This window comes from Stenotrophomonas sp. GD03654 (genome assembly GCF_029845105.1).
Taxonomy (GTDB): Bacteria; Pseudomonadota; Gammaproteobacteria; order Xanthomonadales; family Xanthomonadaceae; genus Stenotrophomonas; species Stenotrophomonas africana.
This window is the reverse complement of sequence record NZ_JAOCLC010000001.1, coordinates 131,592-151,627: the sequence shown is the minus strand read 5'-3', so window position 1 is coordinate 151,627 and position 20,036 is coordinate 131,592. Positions and strand designations below refer to the sequence as shown.

The window sequence follows — 20,036 nt, the reverse complement described above, 5'->3', positions numbered from 1 at the left end:
AAAAAAATGTTCCAACCCGTTCATCTACTTATCTCAAGCCAAGGTGACAGCACTTCCAGCAGCGAGAGACCACCATGCGTCAAAGTCGGGTAGCCGCCTTGGCTGCGCCACTTTCTGCGCCCCAGCGCCAGCAGGTGTGCGCCATGCGGGCTGTCGATTTGCAAGGCGACGGGAGGAACGAAGGGGCCTGCGTCGCCATTGCCTGCCTTGCTGCGACCGCTTGAAAAAGTCTGCTTGAGGTGCGAGGCAACCTCACCATCGGCATCGGGGAAGTAGCCCGTGGCGGCGTAGCCGTGATCGGATGTGATGACCAAGCGCCGCCCAGTGGCGAGGCGCTCAATAAAGCTCCAAAAGTCGTCACTGGAAAGTTGCTGCGCGGCATCTCTGGTCAGCAGCTCCAGACCTTGGCCCGCGCCGTAGTCGTGCAGCTTGACGTCTGGCCAGTGATGCCAGAACACCCAATTCTTCGCACCCGAGGCGTTGTCCACCAAACCCTCGCAGTCCTTCCACGGCAAGTCGATGGTTTCGGTCTGCGCCGGTTGCAGCTTGTGGGCCAAACCGCCGCCGTTGGCTTGTAGCTGGCTACGGCTGGTCAGCCCCAATGCGCGGGCGAACGGGTTGGTTTCACTGGGCAGTTCAGATGCTGTGGCGCCCACTGTGTGCAGGGTGAATCCACGCTCTTTGGCCCCTTGCAGCAGCCAGGGCAGTTCGCGCAGCGAGAGGGCATCCAGAATCAGCACGGCGCGCGCGACGCTGTGGCCATAGCCGGGTTCGCTCCACCAACGCGTAAGCCGGTTTGAGGTACGTTCAACACCACAGATTTCGGGTTGGGCAAAGACCCGCCACAGATCCCAGCCGCTGGAGGCCAGAAACAAATCGAGCTCGGCAATTTCGCGGTCTCGCTTGACCACCTCGCTGGGGGCATTGCCTTCGGCCAGCGGTTTCGAGGCAATCTCCAGCACCCGATCGGTAATGATGCGCCACGCTTCTTTCGGGCTGTCCTGGGTCAGGCGCTGCAAGATTTGAGCATCCAACGCCATCAGTTGTCCTCCTTCTCAAGACTCAGCTCAAAGGTCATGCCATCAGGCAGCTTCTTGAGCAGTTCCTTGAGTTGCGCGCCCGTAATCTGCGTGTTCTGACCAGCAGACACCTTGATCGAGACTTCTGCCACAGGCGTGGCTGGGCCAATGCCCCAGCCTTCGAGCTTGCCGATCAGGTTGAGCGGCGAGGTTGGCGGGTTAGAGAGCGGGGTGCGTGATTTGGTAGTGGTACTTGTGCCACTACCAAAGATGTCGCCGCCATTCGGTGATGCACCACCGCCGGGGGTGTTGTCGCCACCGGAAGGGGAGACGGGCGGAGTGGTAGTGCCGCCACCAAAAGTATCGCCGCCCGATCCACCGTTGCCGCCTGCAGGCGGCTGCGGCGCGGGTGGCGTGGTGCCTCCGGTCGCGGGCACCGCCGAGGGTTCCATCAGGAACACTTCATCAAGCTGACGCCCGGTGTAGGAGAGCTTGGGGCGCAAGCGCCGCCATGCAGTTTCCTCGTCCTCGCCCGCGTGGGTTTGAAGGTGCTCCAGATTGCGCAGGTTGATGGCGATCTTGCCGCGCGCGCACAAGCGCAGGATGCGTTCCTTCATCGCGGTTTCCCCCAGCCAGGGGATGCAATCCTGACCAGCAGGGCGAGGCTCTTGCAGTTCACGCAGCAGCTTGCCGAGGGGGGCGTTCTCCGAGGCGGCTTCAAGAACGAGGTCTTCGAAATCTTCGGGGACAAAGAGGTCGTTGGTCAGGGTTTCTTCGATGCCCTCGGGGATTTGAGCACCTTGCTTTTTCAGGTGCTCGACACTGAACAGGGATTGCTGCGGGTTCTGGTGGTCATAGCGGTGCAGGATGGCAAACCGATCGAAGCGCTTCTTCAGGTTCTCGCGCAGCGTGCCTTCAAATTCCTTATGAAGTTTCTTGTATTCGGGGTTCTGCCCACTCCATTCCTGAGCCTTCATTTCGGCGCGGGCAAGGATGAGGAGGTCACGGTCCTGAAAGGCGTTGGTGGAGCCGGCACGGGGCAACAAGAAGCGAATGGTGTTGCGGCGCTTTTGCAGGTGGTCCTTGAGCCAGCGGCCCAGTGTTTGGTCCATTTTTTCCGGCTCATCTGGCAGCACCAGAATGGGCAGCCGGTCATCCCAGCGCTCCGGCTGCTCGGCTTCGTCGAGCGATGTCCACGGATCGTTCTGCCACGATTTTGGCAGGGCAATCACGCGGAAGGTTTTAGCGACCTCATCGCTGCCTCCGATGACGTAGCGCACCTGCTTGGCAAGCTGCACCTGATCGGAACCATCGGTGAACAGCTTGTCGTTGCGCGCGCAGGCCATCAGCTTGGCGCGGGGGTTTTCTTCCTCGCGGAAGACCAACCGTGGACCATCCTGGTGAATGTTGAAGCTGTTTTCGACAATGGTCGCCAGTTCGACCTGAAAGGCATTGCCATCTACCGGCTTGCTGCGGGTGATGTCCACCTGCAACGTGGCAGGATCGGCCCCGGCAAGATTGCCGACGGCGATGGAGCGGAGCCACAGCGCGCTCAGGATTTCTTGCAGGTGTGGGGCAAGGTTGGCGTGGTCGTACACCGCCTCGGTCACCGAAATGATGTTGTGCTGCGCTTTTTCGCGCAGGGTGCGGTGGTGTTCGTTGGACACTGAATCCAGCAGCGCTCCAATGCCCGAGGCATCGTCATCCAGCCGGAAATCAGCGGCAGTGAGCACAGGCACCGCTTCGCCCCGGCTCTTGTAGAGGTTGGCCAGGATGCGAATCATGTCGCGCGTTTCTTGCGCATCCGTGGCTATCAGCACCTGTTCCTCAAGCAGGCGCAGCAAGTGCGGTGCGTAAGGCCAGGACTCAGTGAATTCACGGCGCTTGCGATCCTGCTCGGCGGGCGGCACATCCAGCAGGCGGAAGTATTCGGAGACGTGTTGCGCAACCAGCGATTCGATGGTGCCGTCTGCAATCTGCAGACGGTTGTCGAACAGGCGATGCAACAGCATCCGCCGTCGATCCTGCTGGATACGCTCGGCATTGCCTCCCGCCTTGAAGTCGATGGCCACCGGGTTGACGCGGTGCACCTGCTGGTAAGCATCGCTTCCACCATTGCGCACGGAGATCACCAACACGAGTAGGTCGGGGCGCTCTTTGGCGATCTCCGACAGGATCTGGATGAAGTTGAACGCCCATTGCTTCCAGGGGTACTGCTTGGTATTGGTCAGGCCGTCGTACCAAGTCTGGAATTCGTCGAGAAGGAGCATTGCGGGCCGATGCTCAAGCAGCTCGATGATGAGCTTGTCTGAGGGGATGTCGGTCTTGGCCGCTCCCATGCCTTCCCACTTGCCCTTGATGAATTCGCCGCGCGGATGGCGCTCGAACAGCAAGTCCCACAGGAACTTGTAGCGTTGCCGGTGCAGGCTCTCGCCAATGACCAACATGCCATCGCGCAGTGCGATCTTGCCGATGCCGGGATCACCCAGCGTGCTTGACCAGGAGTTGAGCCATGCGCTCGTCGATGCGGCATCGTTGACCGCGTGGTAGAGCGCTGCCATCAAGTGCGACTTACCCAGGCCGCGCTCGCCGATCACGACCACTGGCCGCCCTTGGTTGGGGCCTACGGCTTCGATGCCCTTCAGCAGATCGTGGGTCGGATAGGTGATCTCCAGGAATGCCTGTGCGGCGATCTGGGTGGCACCCGTGTTCGAGTCGTTGGAAAGCTCAATGGCCGTCCCTTTGAGGCGCTTGCCCCGAAACTCATCCCGAAGAGTCAATCCAAGCATTACTTACGCACTCCATCGTTGGTTTGGCCATTGGCCGTGTGGACACCCTCGCGCGCAGCGTCGAGTCCTTCCAAGGACTGCTGCTTGATCCAGTTGTCAATGTCTGCGCGCGAAAACCGCCACGTCCCTCCAACTTTGAAGGCTGGGATTTTCTTGGCCCCGGCCAACCTGTAGATCGTCCGTTCCGTGACCTTCAGGTAGTCGGATACCTGCCTGATGGTGAGGATTTCGCCTTCGTTGTTGTCGGTGGGCATCGCGGGTGCCTTGGAGGTCAAACAATGGCAGGATTGTACAAAATTTTCATGTTTGGGTGATAATTACGCATCTCATGCGAATTTTTCAAGATTGCTGCCGGTCATAAGGCATGCGTGAAGATCGGGCAGGAAGCGTTGGCAAGAGGTAAAACAATGGAGCTCCGACATCTACGCTGTTTCCTCGCTGTTGCAGAAGAACTGCACTTTGCCCGTGCAGCCGAGCGGCTGCATATGGAGCAGTCGCCACTGTCGCGCGCCATCAAGGAGCTGGAAGAAGAACTAGGCGTGTTGCTGTTTGCCCGTACCACGCGCAGTACACGGCTGACCCGTGCCGGAACATTGTTCTTGGAGCATGTGCGCCGTGTGTTCGCTGCCTTGGAACAAGCGCGTGAAAGCGTGAAAGCGGCAGCAAACGGTTTTCATGGGCAGTTGCGCGTGGCCTTGTCGGATGGCATCACGCCGTCGCGCTTGCCGACCTTGCTGGCGTTGTGTCGCCTAGAAGAACCCGAGGTCGAAATCCGCTTCTTCGAGGTGCCGCTGTCGCAGCAGATCAAAGGGTTGCATGACGATCTGTACGACGTAGGGTTTGCCCAATCCGACGAAGTGGGCGACGGCATCGTCGCCATACCAGTCTGGAAGGACGCGCTCATAGTGACGGTGCCAGCCCGGCATCCGCTGCTTGCATTCAAGCGCATCCCTTTGGAGGAACTGCTGCGCTATCCGCTGGTTCTATGTGATCCGAAAGTGTGCGAAGGCCATGCCAAATTCGTCGATCGGGTGCTGCGCCGGGCCGACATGGAGCCGTTGGTCGCAGAACGGGTCGCTACGTGCGATCTGATGATGGCGTTGGTATCGGCCGGCCTCGGGCTTGGATTTACGGGCGCAGCGCGCATTGCGGCCAACCCCGACTCGGGCGTGGTGGCCCGACCGCTGGCTTTGCGCGTGCCGCCGCTGACGACCTACCTGCTGCACGCTGAAGGTCAGCCGTTCGATGTGCTTGCACGGTTCATTGAGCGCGTGCAGGCCATCGAGTCACCGGAAGCCCCAAGGCCCAAGCCGGGCCATTACTCCGATTCCCTGGAGGAACCTGCGCCATGAAAAGGATCATCCCATTCTTGCTTGCAGCCGCGCTGACTGCCTGCGGCCAGTCCGAAACGCCTCAGAAGGCCAACACATCGGAAGCGAATATCCCGACGGTGGAAGAACTGGCGGCCAACCCCGACCGGCTCAAGGAACTGCGCCAGCAATGCAAGACAGATCGCCCCAAGCTGGGCGACGTGCTGTGCAATCGGGTAGCCGAGGCCACGCGCAAGCGGTTCTATGGCGACGGCGAAACCCCATACACACCACCGAAGGAATCCCCCAAGTTCTGATTGTTGGCGGTTCGTCGCATCGACTTTATCTTTCTGCTCGACACGCCGCAATGCGCCTGCACTTGCGGCGCTTTTCTTTGGTTCGCCATCGCGCGCATTCTGTCTTTTTGCTCGACCTTTCTGCCCGAAACGGTCTTTGACCGGCACTGACCCGGCACCGATCCTGACGCCTGCGGCGCGCCCTTGTGCCGCTTTTCCCATGAGGAATCAGCGCAGGAGAAATCGGAGGCCAGGTCATGCAAGGGACGAACGTGCTGTTCGGTCAGATCGCCGTAGTGTTCGGCATCGTGATCGCCGGCGTGTGGGGCGCCACACAATGGACAGCAGCGGCCCTTGGCTATCGGCTACGCCTTGGCTCGCCCTGGTTCGACTTTCTTGGCACGTCTATCTACCACCCTTGGAAGCTGTTTGAGTGGTGGTTCTTCTTCGGCGCGTATGCACCGGAGGTGTTCGACACTGGCGGCGCGATTGCCGGCGCCAGTGGCATGGTCGCCGTGTGCGTTGCCATTGCCATGTCGGTCTGGCGCTCGCGCCAAGCGCGGCTCGTCACCACCTACGGCTCGGCCCGCTGGGCGAACGCGCAGGACATTCGTAGGGCGGGCCTCACGCAGCCGGCCGGCGTGTTCCTCGGCCAGCACGACCGCCAGTACCTGCGACATGAAGGGCCGGAACACGTCCTGACCTTCGCGCCCACGCGAAGCGGCAAAGGCGTTGGCCTCGTAGTGCCGACGCTGCTTTCCTGGCCCGCATCCGCCGTCATCCACGACATCAAAGGCGAGAACTGGCAAATCACCGCAGGCTGGCGCTCGCGCTTCTCGCATTGCCTGCTGTTCAACCCGACCGACGCGAGGTCGGCCGCCTACAACCCGCTGTTGGAGGTGCGGCACGGCGCGCATGAAGTGCGCGACGTGCAGAACATCGCGGACATCCTGGTCGATCCCGAAGGCGCGCTGGAGAAGCGCAACCATTGGGAGAAGACCAGCCACGCGCTGCTGGTCGGGGCCATCCTGCATGTGCTCTACGCGGGCGAGGACAAGACGCTACGCGGCGTTGCGAACTTCCTTTCCGACCCGGCCAGCCCGTTCGAGCTGACCTTGCATCGGATGATGACCACGCCGCACCTGGGTCTGGATCAAGGAGGTATGCCGCATCCGGTTGTCGCTTCGGCTGCGCGCGAGGTGCTCAACAAGTCGGACAACGAGCGTTCCGGCGTGCTGTCCACGGCCATGAGCTTCCTCGGCCTGTACCGCGACCCCACGGTAGCCGAAGTCACGTCTCGCTGCGACTGGCGCATTGCCGACCTGATCGCGGCCAAGCATCCGGTGTCGCTGTATCTGGTGGTGCCGCCTTCGGACATTTCGCGGACGAAGCCGCTCATCCGTCTGATCCTCAACCAGATCGGCCGGCGGCTGACCGAATCGCTCGATGGGTCCGACGGCATCGAACGCCGCCACAAGCTGCTGCTGATGCTCGACGAGTTTCCGGCGCTGGGGCGCCTGGACTTCTTCGAGACCGCCTTGGCCTTCATGGCGGGCTACGGCATCCGCAGTTTCCTCATCGCGCAGTCGCTCAACCAGATCGACAAAGCCTACGGCCAGAACCATTCGATCCTCGACAACTGCCATGTGCGCGTGACGTTCGCCACGAACGACGAGCGCACCGCCAAACGGATCTCCGAGACGCTGGGCACGGCCACCGAGCTGCGCGCCCAGCGCAACTACGCGGGCCACCGGCTCGCGCCGTGGCTGGGCCACCTCATGGTGTCGCGTCAGGAAACCGCGCGCCCGCTGCTGACGCCAGGCGAGGTCATGCAGCTTCCGCCCGACGAGGCCGTGGTGATGGTGGGCAGCAGTCCGCCGATCAAGGCCAAAAAGCTGCGCTACTACGCGGACACCAATTTCAGCCGCCGCGTGCTGCCGCCGCCTGCGCTGGCGGACGGGCAGTACTCCGACGTGCCCCCGCTGCGCCCGGACGATTGGAGCGCGCTGGCGATTCCTGCCGTGCCAGTCGCACCGGTCACCGTTCCCATTGATGACATGGGCAGCGCCGACGACGGCGGCCCGCGACGTCAGCCCGAACTCTCCGAAATCGTCGCCTACGACCCTGAGCCGGCCGCGTCCGCAGCCGACCTCGCACTGCTCGATGACGACGACCTGCCACTTCCCCTTCCTCGCCAGCTTGACCCTGCCATGCAGCGCACGGCCCGGCTGGCATCGCTGAACCCAAACGACGGAATCGAGCTATGAGCCAATACCGCCTGAATCTCTTTATCCAGTCGGAGCACGCCAAGCGCCTGGACGAGCTGGCCGCCAAGAAAGGCGTGTCCAAGTCGTCCATCGTCGCGGCGGCGCTCGCATCGTGGCTGTCGCCCGATGCCGCCGACCAGCGCGAGGCGGCCATTGCCAAGCGGCTGGATCGCCTCTCGCGCCAGGCCGAGCGCATGGAGCGCGACCAGAACATCGCCATCGAAACGCTAGCGCTGTTCATTCGCTACTACCTGACCGTCAGCACGCCAGTTCCCGAAGCGCACCAAGAGGCCGCGCGCGCCCAAGGCAAGGCGCGCTTCGAGCAATTCGTGGAGCAGTTGGGCCGCCACCTGCTGCGTGGGCGCAGCCTGGTGCGCGACGTGGTGGAGGAACTGCATCCAGACCCAATGCGGATGGAGGACGCGGCGGCGGCCGCGCAAGCACAGGAGCGTGCGTCATGAGTGTCGTTCCGCAATTCCCGCCCGAACCGCGCTCGTCCGCAGCGGCCTCGCTCGACCGGCGCATCCAGATGCTGCGCACGGCGATGGGGCCGTTGATCGCCGCTGCGCTCGAAGACCCGGACGTGGTGGAGGTCATGCTCAACCCGGATCACACCCTTTGGGTGGATCGCCTGTCGTCGGGCCGAGCGCCTATGGGCGTGGAGATGTCCGAGGCGGACGGTGAGCGAATCATCCGCCTGGTGGCCGCCCACGTCGGCGCGGAAGTCCATCGCGGCCAGCCGCTACTGTCCGCCGAGCTGCCCGAAACGGGCGAACGCTTCGAGGGCATACTGCCACCGGCCGCGCCGGGGCCGGCCTTCGCGCTGCGCAAGCGCGCCATCGGCGTGATCCCGCTGGAGCGGTACGTCATCGACGGGATGATGACCAGCGCACAGGCGGGCTTTCTCTTTCGCGCCGTGCGCGAGCGGCAGAACGTGCTGATCGCCGGCGCCACCAGCAGCGGCAAGACCACGCTCGCCAATGCTTTGCTCGCCGAGGTCGCCGCCACCGGCGACCGTGTGCTGGTGCTCGAAGACACGGTGGAGCTGCAATGCGCGGCGCGCGACCAAGTTCCGCTACGCACGCGGCATGGCGTCGTGTCGATGACCGAGCTGGTGCGTTCGTCAATGCGCCTGCGCCCGGATCGTGTCGTCGTTGGCGAGGTGCGTGGCCCCGAGGCGCTGGATCTCATCAAGGTGTGGGGCACGGGCCACCCCGGTGGTATCGCCACGATCCACGCGGGCTCCGCGCTCGGGGCACTGCTGCGCCTGGAGCAACTGATCCTCGAAGTGGCGGTGAACCCGCCCCGTGCGTTGATCGCCGAGGCGGTCAACGTGGTGATCCATATCGCCGGACGCGGGCGCAAGCGCCGCATCGAGAGCATCGCCCGTGTCGTCGGCTTTGACGGTATGGGCTACCGGCTGGTGGATTGGGGGGCGGACGCGCTGAAAACGCCGCTTTCCGAGCTGTCGCCACTTTCCGATGCCGCACCCGCTGCGGCGACCTCCCCATCCCCTGACTCACTTGGAGAACTGCCATGACGCAGATGATCGTTCCTGCTTTCCGTTTTTTTCCGAATCCGGCTTTGCGCCTTGCGCGACTGCGCAGCCTTGCTCGCCCTGCGGGGCAAGGGCTGCTGCTGGCCGCGCTGCTGCTGCTCCTGGCTGGAACCGCACAGGCCGCCGGTTCCTCGATGCCGTGGGAAGGCCCCTTGCAGTCGATCCTGGAGTCGATTCAAGGGCCGGTGGCGCGCATCGTTGCGGTCATCATCATCATCGCCACCGGCCTCGCGCTTGCCTTCGGTGACACGTCGGGCGGCTTCCGCAAGCTGATCCAGATCGTGTTCGGCCTGTCCATCGCGTTCGCGGCTTCGAGCTTCTTCCTGAGTTTCTTCAGCTTCTCTGGCGGGGCTGTCGTATGAGCGCCCCAGACACCTTCGCAGACGGCTTCGAGGTGCCGCTGCATCGCTCGCTGACCGAGCCGCTTCTGCTGGGCGGCGCGCCGCGCACCGTGGCGATCGCCAACGGCACGCTGGCCGCTGCTGTCGGGCTGGGCCTGCAACTGTGGATTCCCGGCGTGGTGCTCTGGATCGTTGGCCATTCGCTGGCGGTGTGGGGCGCGCGCGTCGATCCGCAGTTCATAGCCGTGTTCGCGCGGCACATCAAGCACCGATCGCTGCTGGACGTGTGAGGTGATGCCATGCTGAACCTCGTCGAATACCGCCAGCGGCCCGCGCTGCTCGCCGACTGGCTTCCGTGGGCCGGACTGGTCGCGCCGGGCGTCGTGCTGAACAAGGATGGCTCATTCCAGCGCACGGCATGCTTTCGCGGGCCTGATCTGGACAGCGCGACACAAGGCGAGCTGGTCGCCACGTCGGCGCGGTTGAACAACGCGCTGCGCCGCATGGGATCGGGCTGGGCACTTTTCATCGAAGCCGAGCGCCGTCCCGCCGCCGATTACCCGCGCTCGGAGTTCCCCGAGCCGCTTTCGTGGATGGTGGAGGAAGAGCGCCGGGCCGCCTTTGAGGAATCGGGCCACCACTTCGAGAGCGGTTACCACCTGACGCTGGTGTATCTGCCGCCGGAGGAGTCGCGCGCCCGCGCAGCCAAGATGCTCTACGAGAACACGCCGACGAATGGCGTGGACTGGCGCGAGCGGCTGCAAGCCTTCAGCGCGGAGACGGATCGCGTCTTCGACCTGCTCGATGGCGTGATGCCGGAAATCACCTGGCTCGATGACAGCCAGACGCTGACCTACCTCCATTCGACCGTCTCGACGCGGCGCTATTCGCTGGCGGTACCCGAAGTGCCGTTCCATATCGACGCGCTGCTGACCGATTCTGCACTGGTTGGTGGCCTGGCGCCCATGCTGGGCGACCAGCACCTGCGCGTGGCATCGGTGCGCGGCTTCCCGACCTCGACCTGGCCGGGAATTCTGGACGACCTCAACCGCCTGGGATTTGCATACCGCTGGAGTACGCGCTTTCTGTGCCTGGACAAATCCGAGGCGGAACGGGAGCTGGGGCGCCTGCGCCGTCAGTGGTTTGCGAAAAGAAAGAACGTCATCGCGCTGCTGCGCGAAACGATCTTCCAGCAGGAATCACCGCTGGTCGATACCGACGCCAACAACAAGGCTGCCGATGCGGACGCGGCCTTGCAGGAGTTGGGCAGCGATCAAGTCGCCTTCGGCTACCTGACGGCGACCGTCACCGTCATGGACGAGGACGCCGGCGCAGCCGACGAGAAGCTGCGCATGGTGGAGCGGGTCATCCAGGGACGCGGCTTCGTCACCATCCCCGAAACGCTCAACGCCGTGGATGCGTGGTTGTCGTCTATCCCCGGCAACGCCTATGCGAATGTCCGCCAGCCCATCGTCTCGACGCTGAACCTGGCGCACATGATGCCGGTGTCTGCCGTGTGGGCCGGGCCGGAGAAGAACGACCACCTCGACGGCCCGCCGCTGATCGTCACGCGCACCGATGGCGCCACTCCGTTCCGGCTGGTGACGCACATTGGGGACGTGGGCCACACGCTGGTGGCTGGTCCCACGGGCATGGGCAAGTCGGTGCTGCTCGCCACGCTGGCGATGCAGTTCCGCCGCTATCCCGGCTCGCGCATCTTCGCGTTCGATATGGGCCGCTCGATGCGGGCCACCATCCTCGGGCTGGGCGGCGAGCACTACGACCTGGGCACGGATGGCGAAATCGCCTTCCAGCCGCTCGCCCGCATCGACCGCGAGGGCTACCGCACTTGGGCCGCCGAATGGATCGAAGGCCGCTTGCTGCACGAAGGCGTGACCGTCGGCCCCGACGAGAAAACGGCTATCTGGTCGGCGCTTGGAAGCCTGGCCGGTGCGCCGGTGGAGCAGCGCACGATGACAGGCCTGTCGGTGCTGCTGCAATCGAATGCACTGCGACAGGCGCTCGCGCCGTATGTGCTGGGTGGCGCGCACGGCAAGCTGCTGGATGCCGACCATGACCGGCTGGGCATGGCCGACGTGCAATGCTTCGAGATGGAAGAACTGATGCACAGCAAGGCCGCCGTCATGGCCGTGCTGCATTACCTCTTTGCGCGCTTCGACGAACGCTTTGATGGTGCGCCTACGCTGCTGATCCTCGATGAAGCGTGGCTGTTTCTCGATGACCCGGTGTTTGCGGCACGCATCCGCCAGTGGCTCAAGACGCTGCGCAAGAAGAACGTCTCGGTGATCTTCGCCACGCAGTCGTTGGCGGACATCAAGGATTCGAGCATCGCGCCCGCGATCATCGAAAGCTGCGCCAGCCGCATCTTCCTGCCGAACCCGCAGGCGACCGAGCCGCAGATTCGCACGATCTACGAAGGCTTCGGCCTCAACAGGCGGCAGATCGAGATCGTCGCCATCGCGCAGCCCAAGCGCGACTACTACTACCAATCCCGGCTCGGCAACCGCCTGTTCGACCTCGACCTGGGGCTGGCGGCGCTGGCGTTTGCGGGCGCGTCCACGCCGCAGGACCAGCGCGACATGGACGCGGTGCTCGCCGACGCTGGCACGCCCAGCTTCGCGGGCGCGTGGCTGCGCCATCGCGGCCTCAATTGGGCGGCTGACCTGCTGCCCTCGTTCCCCGGCCTTGCGCCGGGTTCCCTCCGTACCGCTGACCACCCCCAGGAGAACCTGCCATGAAAACCCATGCCTCGAAACTCGCCGCGCTGACCGCTGCCTGCGTGCTCGCCTTCGGTATCGCGCAGCCCGCCCATGCCTTGTTCGGCGTCGGCGACATCGTGCTCGACCCGACCAATCTGATTCAGAACACGCTCACGGCCGTTCGCACGCTGGAGCAGATCAACAACCAGATCCGCCAGCTCCAGAACGAAGCGCAGATGCTCATCAACCAGGCGCGCAACCTGGCCAGCCTGCCGTCCAGCGTGGTGGGCCAGTTGCGCGCCAACCTGGCGACCACCCAGCGCCTCATCGCGCAGGCCAAGGGCTTGGCCTACGACGTGACGAGCATCGACTGGGAGTTCGCACGCCTGTACCCCGAGAAATACGCCGCCACGGTGAGCGGCAATCAGATGTACCTCGATGCGCAGGAGCGTTGGAAGAACACGCTCAACGGCCTGCAAACCACCATGCAGATGCAGGCCCAGGCGTCGCAGAACCTGAGCGATGACGAAAGCGTGCTGGCCGACTTGGTGGGCAAGAGCCAGTCGGCCGAGGGTGCGCTGCAAGCCATGCAGGCCATGAACCAGTTGCTGGCCTTGCAGGCCAAGCAGTCGATCCAGTCACAGCGGCTCCAGATCACGCAAGACCGGGCCGCCTCGCTGGAGCTGGCGCGACAAGCGGCGGCCACGGAGCGTGCCCGCGAGGTGCGACGACGCTTCCTCGGTGAAGGCACGCCGTACACACCGCAGTCCATCAACTTCTACCGCGACTGACGGGAGGTCGCCATGCGATGTGTCCTCGCCCCGTCTGTTGTGATGCTTGTCGTGCTGCTGGCCGCGTGCGGCGAGCAGCCGACCGACAACCTTGCGGATGCCTTGTCCGCCGATCCCGTGCGGCTCAAGGCATTGCGCGCGCAATGCGCGGCCCATCCACAACAGGTTATGCCGACCACGGGCGAGGACGCTTGCCGCGCCGCAGCTGAGGTATTCCGGCGGCGCTTCTTCGCCGGCCAGTCCGGGCCGGACGAATACCGGACGCTGGCGGACCTGCCGCCGATCCCGCCCAGCTTCGATGAACCAGAGGGCACGCCATGAATGACGTGACCATCATCGACCAGTTCCTCAACACCTTCGCCACCTACATCGACTCGGGTTTCGGGCTGCTGCGGGGCGAAGTGGCGTTCCTCACGGCCACGCTGATCGTCATCGACATGACGATCGCCGGACTGTATTGGGCCATGAGCCACGCCACTGGCCAGGGCGAGGACGTGATCGCCAAGTTGCTGCGCAAGGTGCTCTACGTCGGTGCCTTCGCCTACATTCTCAATAACTTCAACTGGCTGGCCAGCATCGTGTTCCGCTCCTTTGCGGGTTTGGGTATCACCGCCACCGGTTCGGCCATCACGATGGAGAACTTCTTGCAGCCGGGCCGCCTAGCGAAGATGGGCATTGACGCGGGTGCGCCGATCCTGAAGCAGATCGGCGACATGGCCGGGTTCCCCGAAGTGTTCGTGAACCTTGACCCCATCGTGGTGATGTTCCTCGCGTGGCTGATCGTGGTGCTGTGTTTTTTCGTGCTGGCGATCCAGCTTTTCATCACGCTGATTGAGTTCAAGCTGACCACGCTCGCGGGCTTCGTGCTGGTGCCGTTCGCGCTTTGGAACAAGACCTCGTTCTTGGCCGAAAAGGTCTTGGGCAACGTGGTGGCCTCCGGCGTCAAGGTGCTGGTGTTGGCCGTGATCGTGGGCATTGGATCGGGCCTGTTCTCTCAGTTTCAGGTTCATCCCGCCGAGCCGTCCATCGACCACGCGCTGGTCATCATGCTGGCCTCACTCACGCTGCTGGCGCTGGGCATCTTCGGCCCTGGCATCGCCACAGGCCTCGTGTCCGGTGCGCCGCAGCTCGGCGCGGGTGCGATGGCGGGTGCCGCTGTCGGTGCAGCCGGCACGGCCGTCGTTATCGGTGCTGCAGCAACCGGCGTCGGTGGTGCGGTGGCGGCTGGCGCGCGCATGGCACCGGCAGCCGCCAAGCTGGCCGGCGCTGGTGCGCGTGCGGCCACATCGGCGGCTGGCAGTACGAAGTCGGCATTCCAGGCCGGCTCCGCCGCCGCAGGAGGTGGTGCGAAAGGCGCAATGGCGGGACTGGGCAGCGTCGTCAAGACGGGTGCGCAGGCAGCTGGGCGAGGCGCTGCGTCCCGAGCCTCCGCTGCCGGGCAACGCATGGCCGCTCCCTTCCGCGCAGGCTGGAATGGGGATGCGGGAGCGTCAGGTGGCCCCGCCCCGGCAAGTGCCACTGCGGCCCAGGCACCGGAACAACCTGCCTGGGCCAAGCGGCTGCACCGCCGCCAACAAATCACCCATGCCGCGACCACCACCGCCCACGCGCTGCGCGGTGGCGATGGCGGCGGCTCTGGCCAAGGGCCGAGCCTGCGCGGCTCCGACGACTGAAGCGATTCATAAGGAGAGCTGACCATGCGATTCAAGAAACCGCAGGTGCGCTATGCCGACACGCCGCAGCCTGCCACGCCGTACCAAGCTGCCGGCCAAGTGTGGGACGACCGCATCGGCTCGCCGCGCGTGCAGGCGAAGAACTGGCGGCTGATGGCCTTCGGCTGCCTGACGCTCGCGCTGTTGATGGCCGGCGGCCTGGTGTGGCGTTCGGCGCAGTCCATCGTGACACCCTACGTCGTGGAGGTGGACAACGCCGGCCAGGTGCGCGCGGTCGGCGAAGCCGCCACGCCGTACCGGCCCAGCGATGCACAGACTGCGTACCACCTGGGCCGCTTCATCGGTCTGGTGCGCTCGTTGTCAATCGACCCCATCGTTGTCCGCCAGAACTGGCTCGATGCCTACGACTACACGACCGACAAAGGCGCGGCCGTCCTCAACGACTACGCGCGCGTGAGCGACCCGTTCGCACGCATTGGCAAGGAGTCGGTGACGGTGCAGATCACCAGCGTGACTCGCGCCAGCGACACGTCTTTCAACGTGCGCTGGACGGAGCAGCGCTTCGTCAACGGCGCTGCCGCAGGGACTGAACGCTGGAACGCCGTGATTTCCATCGTGCAGCAGACCCCGCGCACCGAGCAGCGCCTGCGCAAGAACCCCTTGGGCATCTACGTCAACGGCCTGTCCTGGGCGCGTGAACTGGATTCTTCCGAAGGAGCCAAACCATGAAATCGTCTTTCCGTATTTATGTTTCCGTGCTGGCGCTTGCGGCCCTGGCGGGCTGCGCCACACAGGGCAAGCCGCCGCCGACCATCTCGCTCGATGAGCCCGTGCAGGCCCAGCCGCTGCCGGAGCCGCCCAAGCCGGTGGAGATGGTGGCCGTGCCCGAGGTGCTGCCGATGCCAACGCAGTTGAAGCCATTGCCCGAGTCCGAGGCTGCCAAGCCCGCGCCGGAGCCGGCGGACGAGACCGTGCGCGTGTCTCGGGCCAACGCCGAGGCACGCATCGCGCCCACGCGCGAGGGCTACGTCAATGCGATTCAGGTGTGGCCCTATACCGATGGTGCGCTGTATCAGGTCTATGCGGCCGTGGGTCGCGTGACCGTAATCGCGCTCCAGCCGGGTGAGGAGCTGGTGACGGTCGCCGCCGGCGATACCGTGCGTTGGATCGTGGGCGACACATCGAGCGGCAGCGGTGATGCGTTGCGCGTGAACGTAATGGTCAAGCCGATTCGCTCGGGGTTGAAGACCAATCTGGTCATCACGACCAGCCGACGCACCTACCTGATCGAGTTGACCTCGACCGAGAAGACGTGGATGGCGTCGGTGTCCTGGGAGTACCCGAAGGACAAGATGCTGGCCTTGCAGCGCCAGGCGCAGGCGGCCAGTGCCGCCGCGCCGGTCGATAGCGGGCTGTCGCTGGAGAAGATCCGTTTCCGCTACACCGTCTCGGGTAGCAATCCGCCGTGGAAGCCACTGCGCGCTTTCGATGACGGCGAGAAGGTCTATATCCAGTTCCCGCCTGATATCGCGCAAGGCGAGCTGCCGCCGCTGTTCGTCATTGGGCCACAAGGTGATGGGCAACTGGTGAACTACCGCTTCCGCTCGCCGTACTACATCGTGGATCGGCTGTTCGGCGCGGCCGAACTGCGCCTGGGTGGTGACAAGGGCGACGTGGTACGGATCGAGCGCACGGACGGCGTTGCGCGGAGGAATTGACCATGAGCCAAGACGACACTACCGACCTCGCCACGCCGCAGGCGGGCAAGGTTGCGCCCGAGGCGGTGCCGCTGCGCGCCCAGCCACGCCCCGTCATGCGCCTGAACCGGCGCGTGCTGGCCGTCCTCGTTGGCGGCCTGTCGGTCGCCGTGCTCGGGGCCACGATCTGGTCATTGCAACCGCAGCGGCGCGGGGCCAATGAACAGACCGAGCTTTACAACGTCGATCGTGTGTCGAAGTCCGAAGGGTTGGATGGCCTGCCTTCGGACTACTCGAAGCTACCGCCAAAAGTGCCGGAATTAGGGCCGCCGTTACCAGGCGACCTTGGCCCTGCCATCGTCGCTTCGCAGCAGCCGGTGACGCCGGCCTATGCGCCGCCAGGCCATGATCCCGAGGATGCCTTGCGCAAGGAGGCGGACGCGGCGGCGGCCTCGTCGGTGTTCTTCCGCTCGGGCGGCCAAGGTCAGACCGCCGCCACGGTCGCGCAGGCAGCGCCGGGTGCTGCAAGCACGCTCGCGGCCTTCGATCCTCTCGCTGCCGGGCCTGCCTCGACGGCGGCCCAGCCCGCCGACCCGACCGCCGTGCAGAACCGGCAAGACCAGAAAGAGGCGTTCCTGAAAGCCGGTTCTACGGAAACCCGCAATTCCGGCAATCTGGCGCTGCCGGCGTCGCCCTATCAGGTGATGGCTGGAACCGTGATCGCGGGCGCGCTGGTGACAGGCATCAAGTCGGACTTGCCGGGCGACGTGATCGCCACGGTGACAGAGCCGGTCTTTGACACAGCCACGGGCAAGTTCCTGCTGATTCCGCAGGGGGCGCGCATCCTTGGGCGCTACAACAGCCAGGTCAGCTACGGGCAGAGCCGCGTGCAAGTAGTGTGGAACCGGATCATCTTGCCCGACACGTCTTCGCTGACGCTCGACAACCTAGTGGGCACCGATCCGGCCGGCTACGCCGGCCTGGAGGATGACGTGAACTGGCACTGGAATCGCATCGTCGCGGGCGCGGTGCTGACGACGCTGCTGGGTGTGGGCGCCGAGCTGGCCGCGCCGGAGAACCGGCAGGACGGCAACCGCATCGTCATCGCGGGGCGCGACAGCGCCCAGGACAGCATCAATCAAGTTGGGCAGGAAATCACCCGGCGCAACATGAATATCCAGCCGACGCTGACCGCCCGGCCGGGCTTGCCGGTGCGCATCATCGTCAACCGCGATTTGGTGTTCCGACCTTATCAGCCGATGTTCTTCCAACGGGGGGCGATGCAATGAGCACAACCAAGAAGCTGCGGCTCGGGCCGCTGCCCAAGACCGAGAGCATCAAGCTGACCTTCGCCTGCCCGGCTAGCCTGAAAGCCGACCTCGACCGCTACGCCTCGCTGCACGCGCAGGCGTATGGCGAGACGGTCGATGCCATGACGCTGATCCCGCACATGCTGGAGGCGTTTATCGCTGGGGATCGAGGATTCCGGCGGGGCAGGGGAGATGACACCCGACCTTCTTCCCGCACGGCTATGCCGAAAGGGTGATTATTTGGATAAGATTACATTGTCGTATCCAGTCTACGATTGGTTCCTCCATATCAAATTGACGATCGATTGGAAAAGATGTATATATCGTAGCATGGCTACGACTAATTCAAGCAAGCTAAATGTGCTCTACACCCGGTTGGCGCCGGGAACGCCGCTGACCTCGGAGGATTTGGCGACGCTGGGCATCTCTGCCGACTTGGCTGTTCACTACGTCCGGGCAGGGTGGCTTACGCGCTTGGCGCGTGGGGTGTTCTGCCGTCCGAACGATCCCCCGGCGCTCCATCCCAGTCTGCTGCTGTTGCAGCGCCAATTCGAGGGGCTGCACGTCGGCGGCAAGTCGGCGCTGGACTGGTATGGCGTGCGCCAGTACGTGTCGCAGCAGCCGGTGCTGCATCTGTATGGTTGGAAGGCCGCACGTCTGCCGGAATGGTTCACCGAACGCTTCCCGGCCGAATACCACCGCAAACGGCTGTTCGACGAGCAGCCGGCCGCCTTGCTGCACGTCGGCCAGTTCGAGCAGCGCAGCGGGGCACCGCAGGTGTCGGCACCGGAGCGCGCCTTGCTGGAACTGTTGAGTGAGGTCGGCGTGCGCCAGCCTTTGCAGGAAGCCCGTGAACTGGTGGAGAGCGCCTATAGCCTGCGCGCGGATGTGCTGCGCGAGCTGTTGCAACGCTGCACGAACGTCAAGACCGTGCGGCTGTGCCTGCAACTCGGCCGCGAGGCGTCGCTGCCTTGGGCGGCCAAGCTCGACCCGGCCACACTGCCGACCGGCAGCGACCGGCCCTGGGTGTCCCGCTCGGCCGATGGCCTGCTGGTGCTCAAGCCATGAACCAGACCTATCTCGATACCGCGCGGCTACTGACGCAGGTGGCGCCATTGGTGTTCGCGGACGACACCTTTGCATTGAAGGGCGGTACGGCGATCAATCTGTTCGTGCGTGAGATGCCGCGCTTGTCGGTGGATTTGGATTTGGTCTTTCCCGACCACACCTTGCCGCGCGACGAGGCACTGGCGCGCATCAACGAGGCGATCCGGCGAGCTGCCGAGCGGTTGAAGAAGCGGGGATTCCAGACACACGCGCCAGCGGCGGCGGCAGGGGAGACCAAGCTGCTGGTGCGTCGCGGCTCGACTCAGGTCAAGGTCGAAGTCAACTTCGTCATGCGCGGCACGGTGCATCAGGTGCACCGCGCTTCGCTGACGCCGATGGCCCGTGACGTGTTGATGGCTGATCTGGAGATTCCGGTGGTGTCGCTGGAAGATGTGTACGGCGGCAAGCTGGTGGCGGCGCTCGATCGGCAGCACCCGCGTGACCTGTTCGACGTGATGCAGCTCTTTGCGCACGAGGGCATCACGCCCGGTATCCGGCGCGCCTTCGTGGTCTATCTGGCCAGCAGCAATCGGCCGATCCATGAAGTGTTGTTCACGCCGCTGCGGGACATCCGGCACGACTACGAGCACAACTTCCAGGGCATGACGACCGAGCCGGTGTCGCTCGATGCGCTGCTCGCCGTGCGCGAGCGCATGGTGCGCGAAATCCAGCAGGGTTTGGATAGCGATGAGCGGCGCTTTCTGATGTCGCTGGCCGCTGGCACGCCGGAGTGGTCATTGCTGGACATCGCACACCTCGAACAACTGCCGGGCATCCGCTGGAAGCTGCACAACCTGGCGCAGTTGCAGAAGACCGATGCGAAGAAGTTTGCCGAGCAGGCCGACTTGCTCGCCACGCGACTTGCTGCGGTATCCTAAGCGCTGATTGATGATGAGCCGATGCCGCGTAAACCCGCACCAGCAAAGGACCTGTTTTTCTGACGGTAAAAGCGACGGTAACGGCCTATGTCGATCAAAGCAAATCCCTTTAACCACGCGGACTTGCGTGAGCTGTTGATGATCGAGTGGGAATGAGTTGAACGAACGAGGGCGCCGAGAGGCGCCCTTGTTGTATCAGGTTTCTAGAGTCAGCCGAGCAGCAGCCCCTCACATTCTTAGATGTCGTATCTGCTTACTTGAGGGAAGGTCTAAGTACGGA

At 64.1% G+C, this 20,036-nt stretch carries 20 protein-coding genes; 17 read left to right on the top strand and 3 right to left on the bottom strand.

The annotated features are described in order from the left end of the window. Nucleotides 1-20: 20 nt before the first annotated feature. From N5J73_RS00720 to N5J73_RS00710, 3 genes are read right to left on the bottom strand one after another with little or no spacing between them, the layout of a single operon-like run. Complete coding sequence (locus N5J73_RS00720) at nucleotides 21-1,040, bottom strand: hypothetical protein (protein ID WP_154352411.1); 1,020 nt, start codon at nucleotides 1,038-1,040, stop codon at nucleotides 21-23. Further along, nucleotides 1,040-3,808 (bottom strand): DUF499 domain-containing protein, encoded by a 2,769-nt coding sequence (locus tag N5J73_RS00715; RefSeq protein ID WP_154352412.1) that lies wholly within the window; start codon nucleotides 3,806-3,808, stop codon nucleotides 1,040-1,042. The genes N5J73_RS00720 and N5J73_RS00715 overlap by 1 nt, the downstream gene beginning before the upstream one ends. Beyond that, nucleotides 3,808-4,062, bottom strand: a complete 255-nt coding sequence (locus N5J73_RS00710; protein ID WP_154352413.1) for a helix-turn-helix domain-containing protein — start codon at nucleotides 4,060-4,062, stop codon at nucleotides 3,808-3,810. The genes N5J73_RS00715 and N5J73_RS00710 overlap by 1 nt, the downstream gene beginning before the upstream one ends. Before the next feature lie 153 nt (nucleotides 4,063-4,215). Here N5J73_RS00710 and N5J73_RS00705 point away from each other — a divergent pair, with 153 nt between their 5' ends. The 17 genes from N5J73_RS00705 to N5J73_RS00625 all read left to right on the top strand — a co-directional run bounded on the left by N5J73_RS00705 (nucleotide 4,216) and on the right by N5J73_RS00625 (nucleotide 19,756). Next, a complete protein-coding gene (locus tag N5J73_RS00705) occupies nucleotides 4,216-5,160 on the top strand; it encodes a LysR family transcriptional regulator (protein WP_154353611.1) in 945 nt (314 codons plus the stop codon). Continuing rightward, nucleotides 5,157-5,435 (top strand): EexN family lipoprotein, encoded by a 279-nt coding sequence (locus tag N5J73_RS00700; RefSeq protein WP_099605294.1) that lies wholly within the window; start codon nucleotides 5,157-5,159, stop codon nucleotides 5,433-5,435. The genes N5J73_RS00705 and N5J73_RS00700 overlap by 4 nt, the downstream gene beginning before the upstream one ends. Nucleotides 5,436-5,671: 236 nt before the next feature. After that, the gene (locus N5J73_RS00695) at nucleotides 5,672-7,681 is read left to right on the top strand and encodes a conjugal transfer protein TraG (RefSeq protein WP_164078529.1); all 2,010 of its coding nucleotides are present in this window, start codon (nucleotides 5,672-5,674) and stop codon (nucleotides 7,679-7,681) included. Then, nucleotides 7,678-8,142: a ribbon-helix-helix protein, CopG family gene (locus N5J73_RS00690; RefSeq protein ID WP_099605292.1), complete on the top strand. Its 465-nt coding sequence runs from the start codon at nucleotides 7,678-7,680 to the stop codon at nucleotides 8,140-8,142. The genes N5J73_RS00695 and N5J73_RS00690 overlap by 4 nt, the downstream gene beginning before the upstream one ends. Next, nucleotides 8,139-9,221 (top strand): P-type conjugative transfer ATPase TrbB, encoded by a 1,083-nt coding sequence (gene trbB, locus N5J73_RS00685; protein WP_154352415.1) that lies wholly within the window; start codon nucleotides 8,139-8,141, stop codon nucleotides 9,219-9,221. Before N5J73_RS00690 ends, trbB begins: the two co-directional genes overlap by 4 nt. Then, the gene (locus N5J73_RS00680) at nucleotides 9,218-9,601 is read left to right on the top strand and encodes a TrbC/VirB2 family protein (protein WP_099605290.1); all 384 of its coding nucleotides are present in this window, start codon (nucleotides 9,218-9,220) and stop codon (nucleotides 9,599-9,601) included. Before trbB ends, N5J73_RS00680 begins: the two co-directional genes overlap by 4 nt. Further along, nucleotides 9,598-9,870, top strand: a complete 273-nt coding sequence (locus N5J73_RS00675) for a VirB3 family type IV secretion system protein (RefSeq protein ID WP_154352416.1) — start codon at nucleotides 9,598-9,600, stop codon at nucleotides 9,868-9,870. Before N5J73_RS00680 ends, N5J73_RS00675 begins: the two co-directional genes overlap by 4 nt. 9 nt (nucleotides 9,871-9,879) lie before the next feature. Then, nucleotides 9,880-12,339 (top strand): conjugal transfer protein TrbE, encoded by a 2,460-nt coding sequence (gene trbE / locus N5J73_RS00670; RefSeq protein ID WP_154352417.1) that lies wholly within the window; start codon nucleotides 9,880-9,882, stop codon nucleotides 12,337-12,339. After that, the gene (gene trbJ, locus N5J73_RS00665) at nucleotides 12,336-13,091 is read left to right on the top strand and encodes a P-type conjugative transfer protein TrbJ (protein WP_279940469.1); all 756 of its coding nucleotides are present in this window, start codon (nucleotides 12,336-12,338) and stop codon (nucleotides 13,089-13,091) included. Before trbE ends, trbJ begins: the two co-directional genes overlap by 4 nt. Nucleotides 13,092-13,103: 12 nt before the next feature. After that, nucleotides 13,104-13,412 (top strand): hypothetical protein, encoded by a 309-nt coding sequence (locus N5J73_RS00660; RefSeq protein WP_150359735.1) that lies wholly within the window; start codon nucleotides 13,104-13,106, stop codon nucleotides 13,410-13,412. Then, on the top strand, nucleotides 13,409-14,764 hold the full coding sequence (gene trbL, locus N5J73_RS00655) for a P-type conjugative transfer protein TrbL (protein ID WP_099605285.1): 1,356 nt from the start codon (nucleotides 13,409-13,411) through the stop codon (nucleotides 14,762-14,764). Before N5J73_RS00660 ends, trbL begins: the two co-directional genes overlap by 4 nt. A gap of 24 nt (nucleotides 14,765-14,788) precedes the next feature. Then, on the top strand, nucleotides 14,789-15,493 hold the full coding sequence (gene trbF, locus N5J73_RS00650; RefSeq protein ID WP_099605284.1) for a conjugal transfer protein TrbF: 705 nt from the start codon (nucleotides 14,789-14,791) through the stop codon (nucleotides 15,491-15,493). Beyond that, nucleotides 15,490-16,482: a P-type conjugative transfer protein TrbG gene (gene trbG, locus N5J73_RS00645; protein WP_154352418.1), complete on the top strand. Its 993-nt coding sequence runs from the start codon at nucleotides 15,490-15,492 to the stop codon at nucleotides 16,480-16,482. Before trbF ends, trbG begins: the two co-directional genes overlap by 4 nt. A 2-nt stretch (nucleotides 16,483-16,484) precedes the next feature. Continuing rightward, nucleotides 16,485-17,750, top strand: coding sequence for a TrbI/VirB10 family protein (locus N5J73_RS00640; protein ID WP_154352419.1), 1,266 nt, complete (start codon nucleotides 16,485-16,487; stop codon nucleotides 17,748-17,750). Next, nucleotides 17,747-18,007, top strand: a complete 261-nt coding sequence (locus tag N5J73_RS00635) for a DUF2274 domain-containing protein (RefSeq protein WP_154352420.1) — start codon at nucleotides 17,747-17,749, stop codon at nucleotides 18,005-18,007. Before N5J73_RS00640 ends, N5J73_RS00635 begins: the two co-directional genes overlap by 4 nt. A gap of 94 nt (nucleotides 18,008-18,101) precedes the next feature. Then, nucleotides 18,102-18,839 carry a type IV toxin-antitoxin system AbiEi family antitoxin gene (locus tag N5J73_RS00630; protein WP_154353612.1) on the top strand — a complete coding sequence of 246 codons (738 nt, stop codon included), beginning with the start codon at nucleotides 18,102-18,104 and terminating at the stop codon, nucleotides 18,837-18,839. Then, nucleotides 18,836-19,756: a nucleotidyl transferase AbiEii/AbiGii toxin family protein gene (locus N5J73_RS00625; protein ID WP_154352421.1), complete on the top strand. Its 921-nt coding sequence runs from the start codon at nucleotides 18,836-18,838 to the stop codon at nucleotides 19,754-19,756. The genes N5J73_RS00630 and N5J73_RS00625 overlap by 4 nt, the downstream gene beginning before the upstream one ends. Nucleotides 19,757-20,036 lie beyond the last annotated feature (280 nt).

Coding starts and splice junctions, on each gene's coding strand:
- trbE (WP_154352417.1), top strand. CDS start 9,880: ATGCTGAACCTCGTCGAATACCGCCAGCGGCCCGCGCTGCTCGCCGAC.
- trbG (WP_154352418.1), top strand. CDS start 15,490: ATGAAATCGTCTTTCCGTATTTATGTTTCCGTGCTGGCGCTTGCGGCC.
- N5J73_RS00660 (WP_150359735.1), top strand. CDS start 13,104: ATGCGATGTGTCCTCGCCCCGTCTGTTGTGATGCTTGTCGTGCTGCTG.
- N5J73_RS00680 (WP_099605290.1), top strand. CDS start 9,218: ATGACGCAGATGATCGTTCCTGCTTTCCGTTTTTTTCCGAATCCGGCT.
- trbL (WP_099605285.1), top strand. CDS start 13,409: ATGAATGACGTGACCATCATCGACCAGTTCCTCAACACCTTCGCCACC.
- N5J73_RS00675 (WP_154352416.1), top strand. CDS start 9,598: ATGAGCGCCCCAGACACCTTCGCAGACGGCTTCGAGGTGCCGCTGCAT.
- N5J73_RS00705 (WP_154353611.1), top strand. CDS start 4,216: ATGGAGCTCCGACATCTACGCTGTTTCCTCGCTGTTGCAGAAGAACTG.
- N5J73_RS00640 (WP_154352419.1), top strand. CDS start 16,485: ATGAGCCAAGACGACACTACCGACCTCGCCACGCCGCAGGCGGGCAAG.
- trbF (WP_099605284.1), top strand. CDS start 14,789: ATGCGATTCAAGAAACCGCAGGTGCGCTATGCCGACACGCCGCAGCCT.
- N5J73_RS00630 (WP_154353612.1), top strand. CDS start 18,102: ATGGCTACGACTAATTCAAGCAAGCTAAATGTGCTCTACACCCGGTTG.
- N5J73_RS00710 (WP_154352413.1), bottom strand. CDS start 4,062: ATGCCCACCGACAACAACGAAGGCGAAATCCTCACCATCAGGCAGGTA.
- N5J73_RS00635 (WP_154352420.1), top strand. CDS start 17,747: ATGAGCACAACCAAGAAGCTGCGGCTCGGGCCGCTGCCCAAGACCGAG.
- trbJ (WP_279940469.1), top strand. CDS start 12,336: ATGAAAACCCATGCCTCGAAACTCGCCGCGCTGACCGCTGCCTGCGTG.
- N5J73_RS00715 (WP_154352412.1), bottom strand. CDS start 3,808: ATGCTTGGATTGACTCTTCGGGATGAGTTTCGGGGCAAGCGCCTCAAA.
- N5J73_RS00695 (WP_164078529.1), top strand. CDS start 5,672: ATGCAAGGGACGAACGTGCTGTTCGGTCAGATCGCCGTAGTGTTCGGC.
- N5J73_RS00690 (WP_099605292.1), top strand. CDS start 7,678: ATGAGCCAATACCGCCTGAATCTCTTTATCCAGTCGGAGCACGCCAAG.
- N5J73_RS00625 (WP_154352421.1), top strand. CDS start 18,836: ATGAACCAGACCTATCTCGATACCGCGCGGCTACTGACGCAGGTGGCG.
- N5J73_RS00720 (WP_154352411.1), bottom strand. CDS start 1,040: ATGGCGTTGGATGCTCAAATCTTGCAGCGCCTGACCCAGGACAGCCCG.
- N5J73_RS00700 (WP_099605294.1), top strand. CDS start 5,157: ATGAAAAGGATCATCCCATTCTTGCTTGCAGCCGCGCTGACTGCCTGC.
- trbB (WP_154352415.1), top strand. CDS start 8,139: ATGAGTGTCGTTCCGCAATTCCCGCCCGAACCGCGCTCGTCCGCAGCG.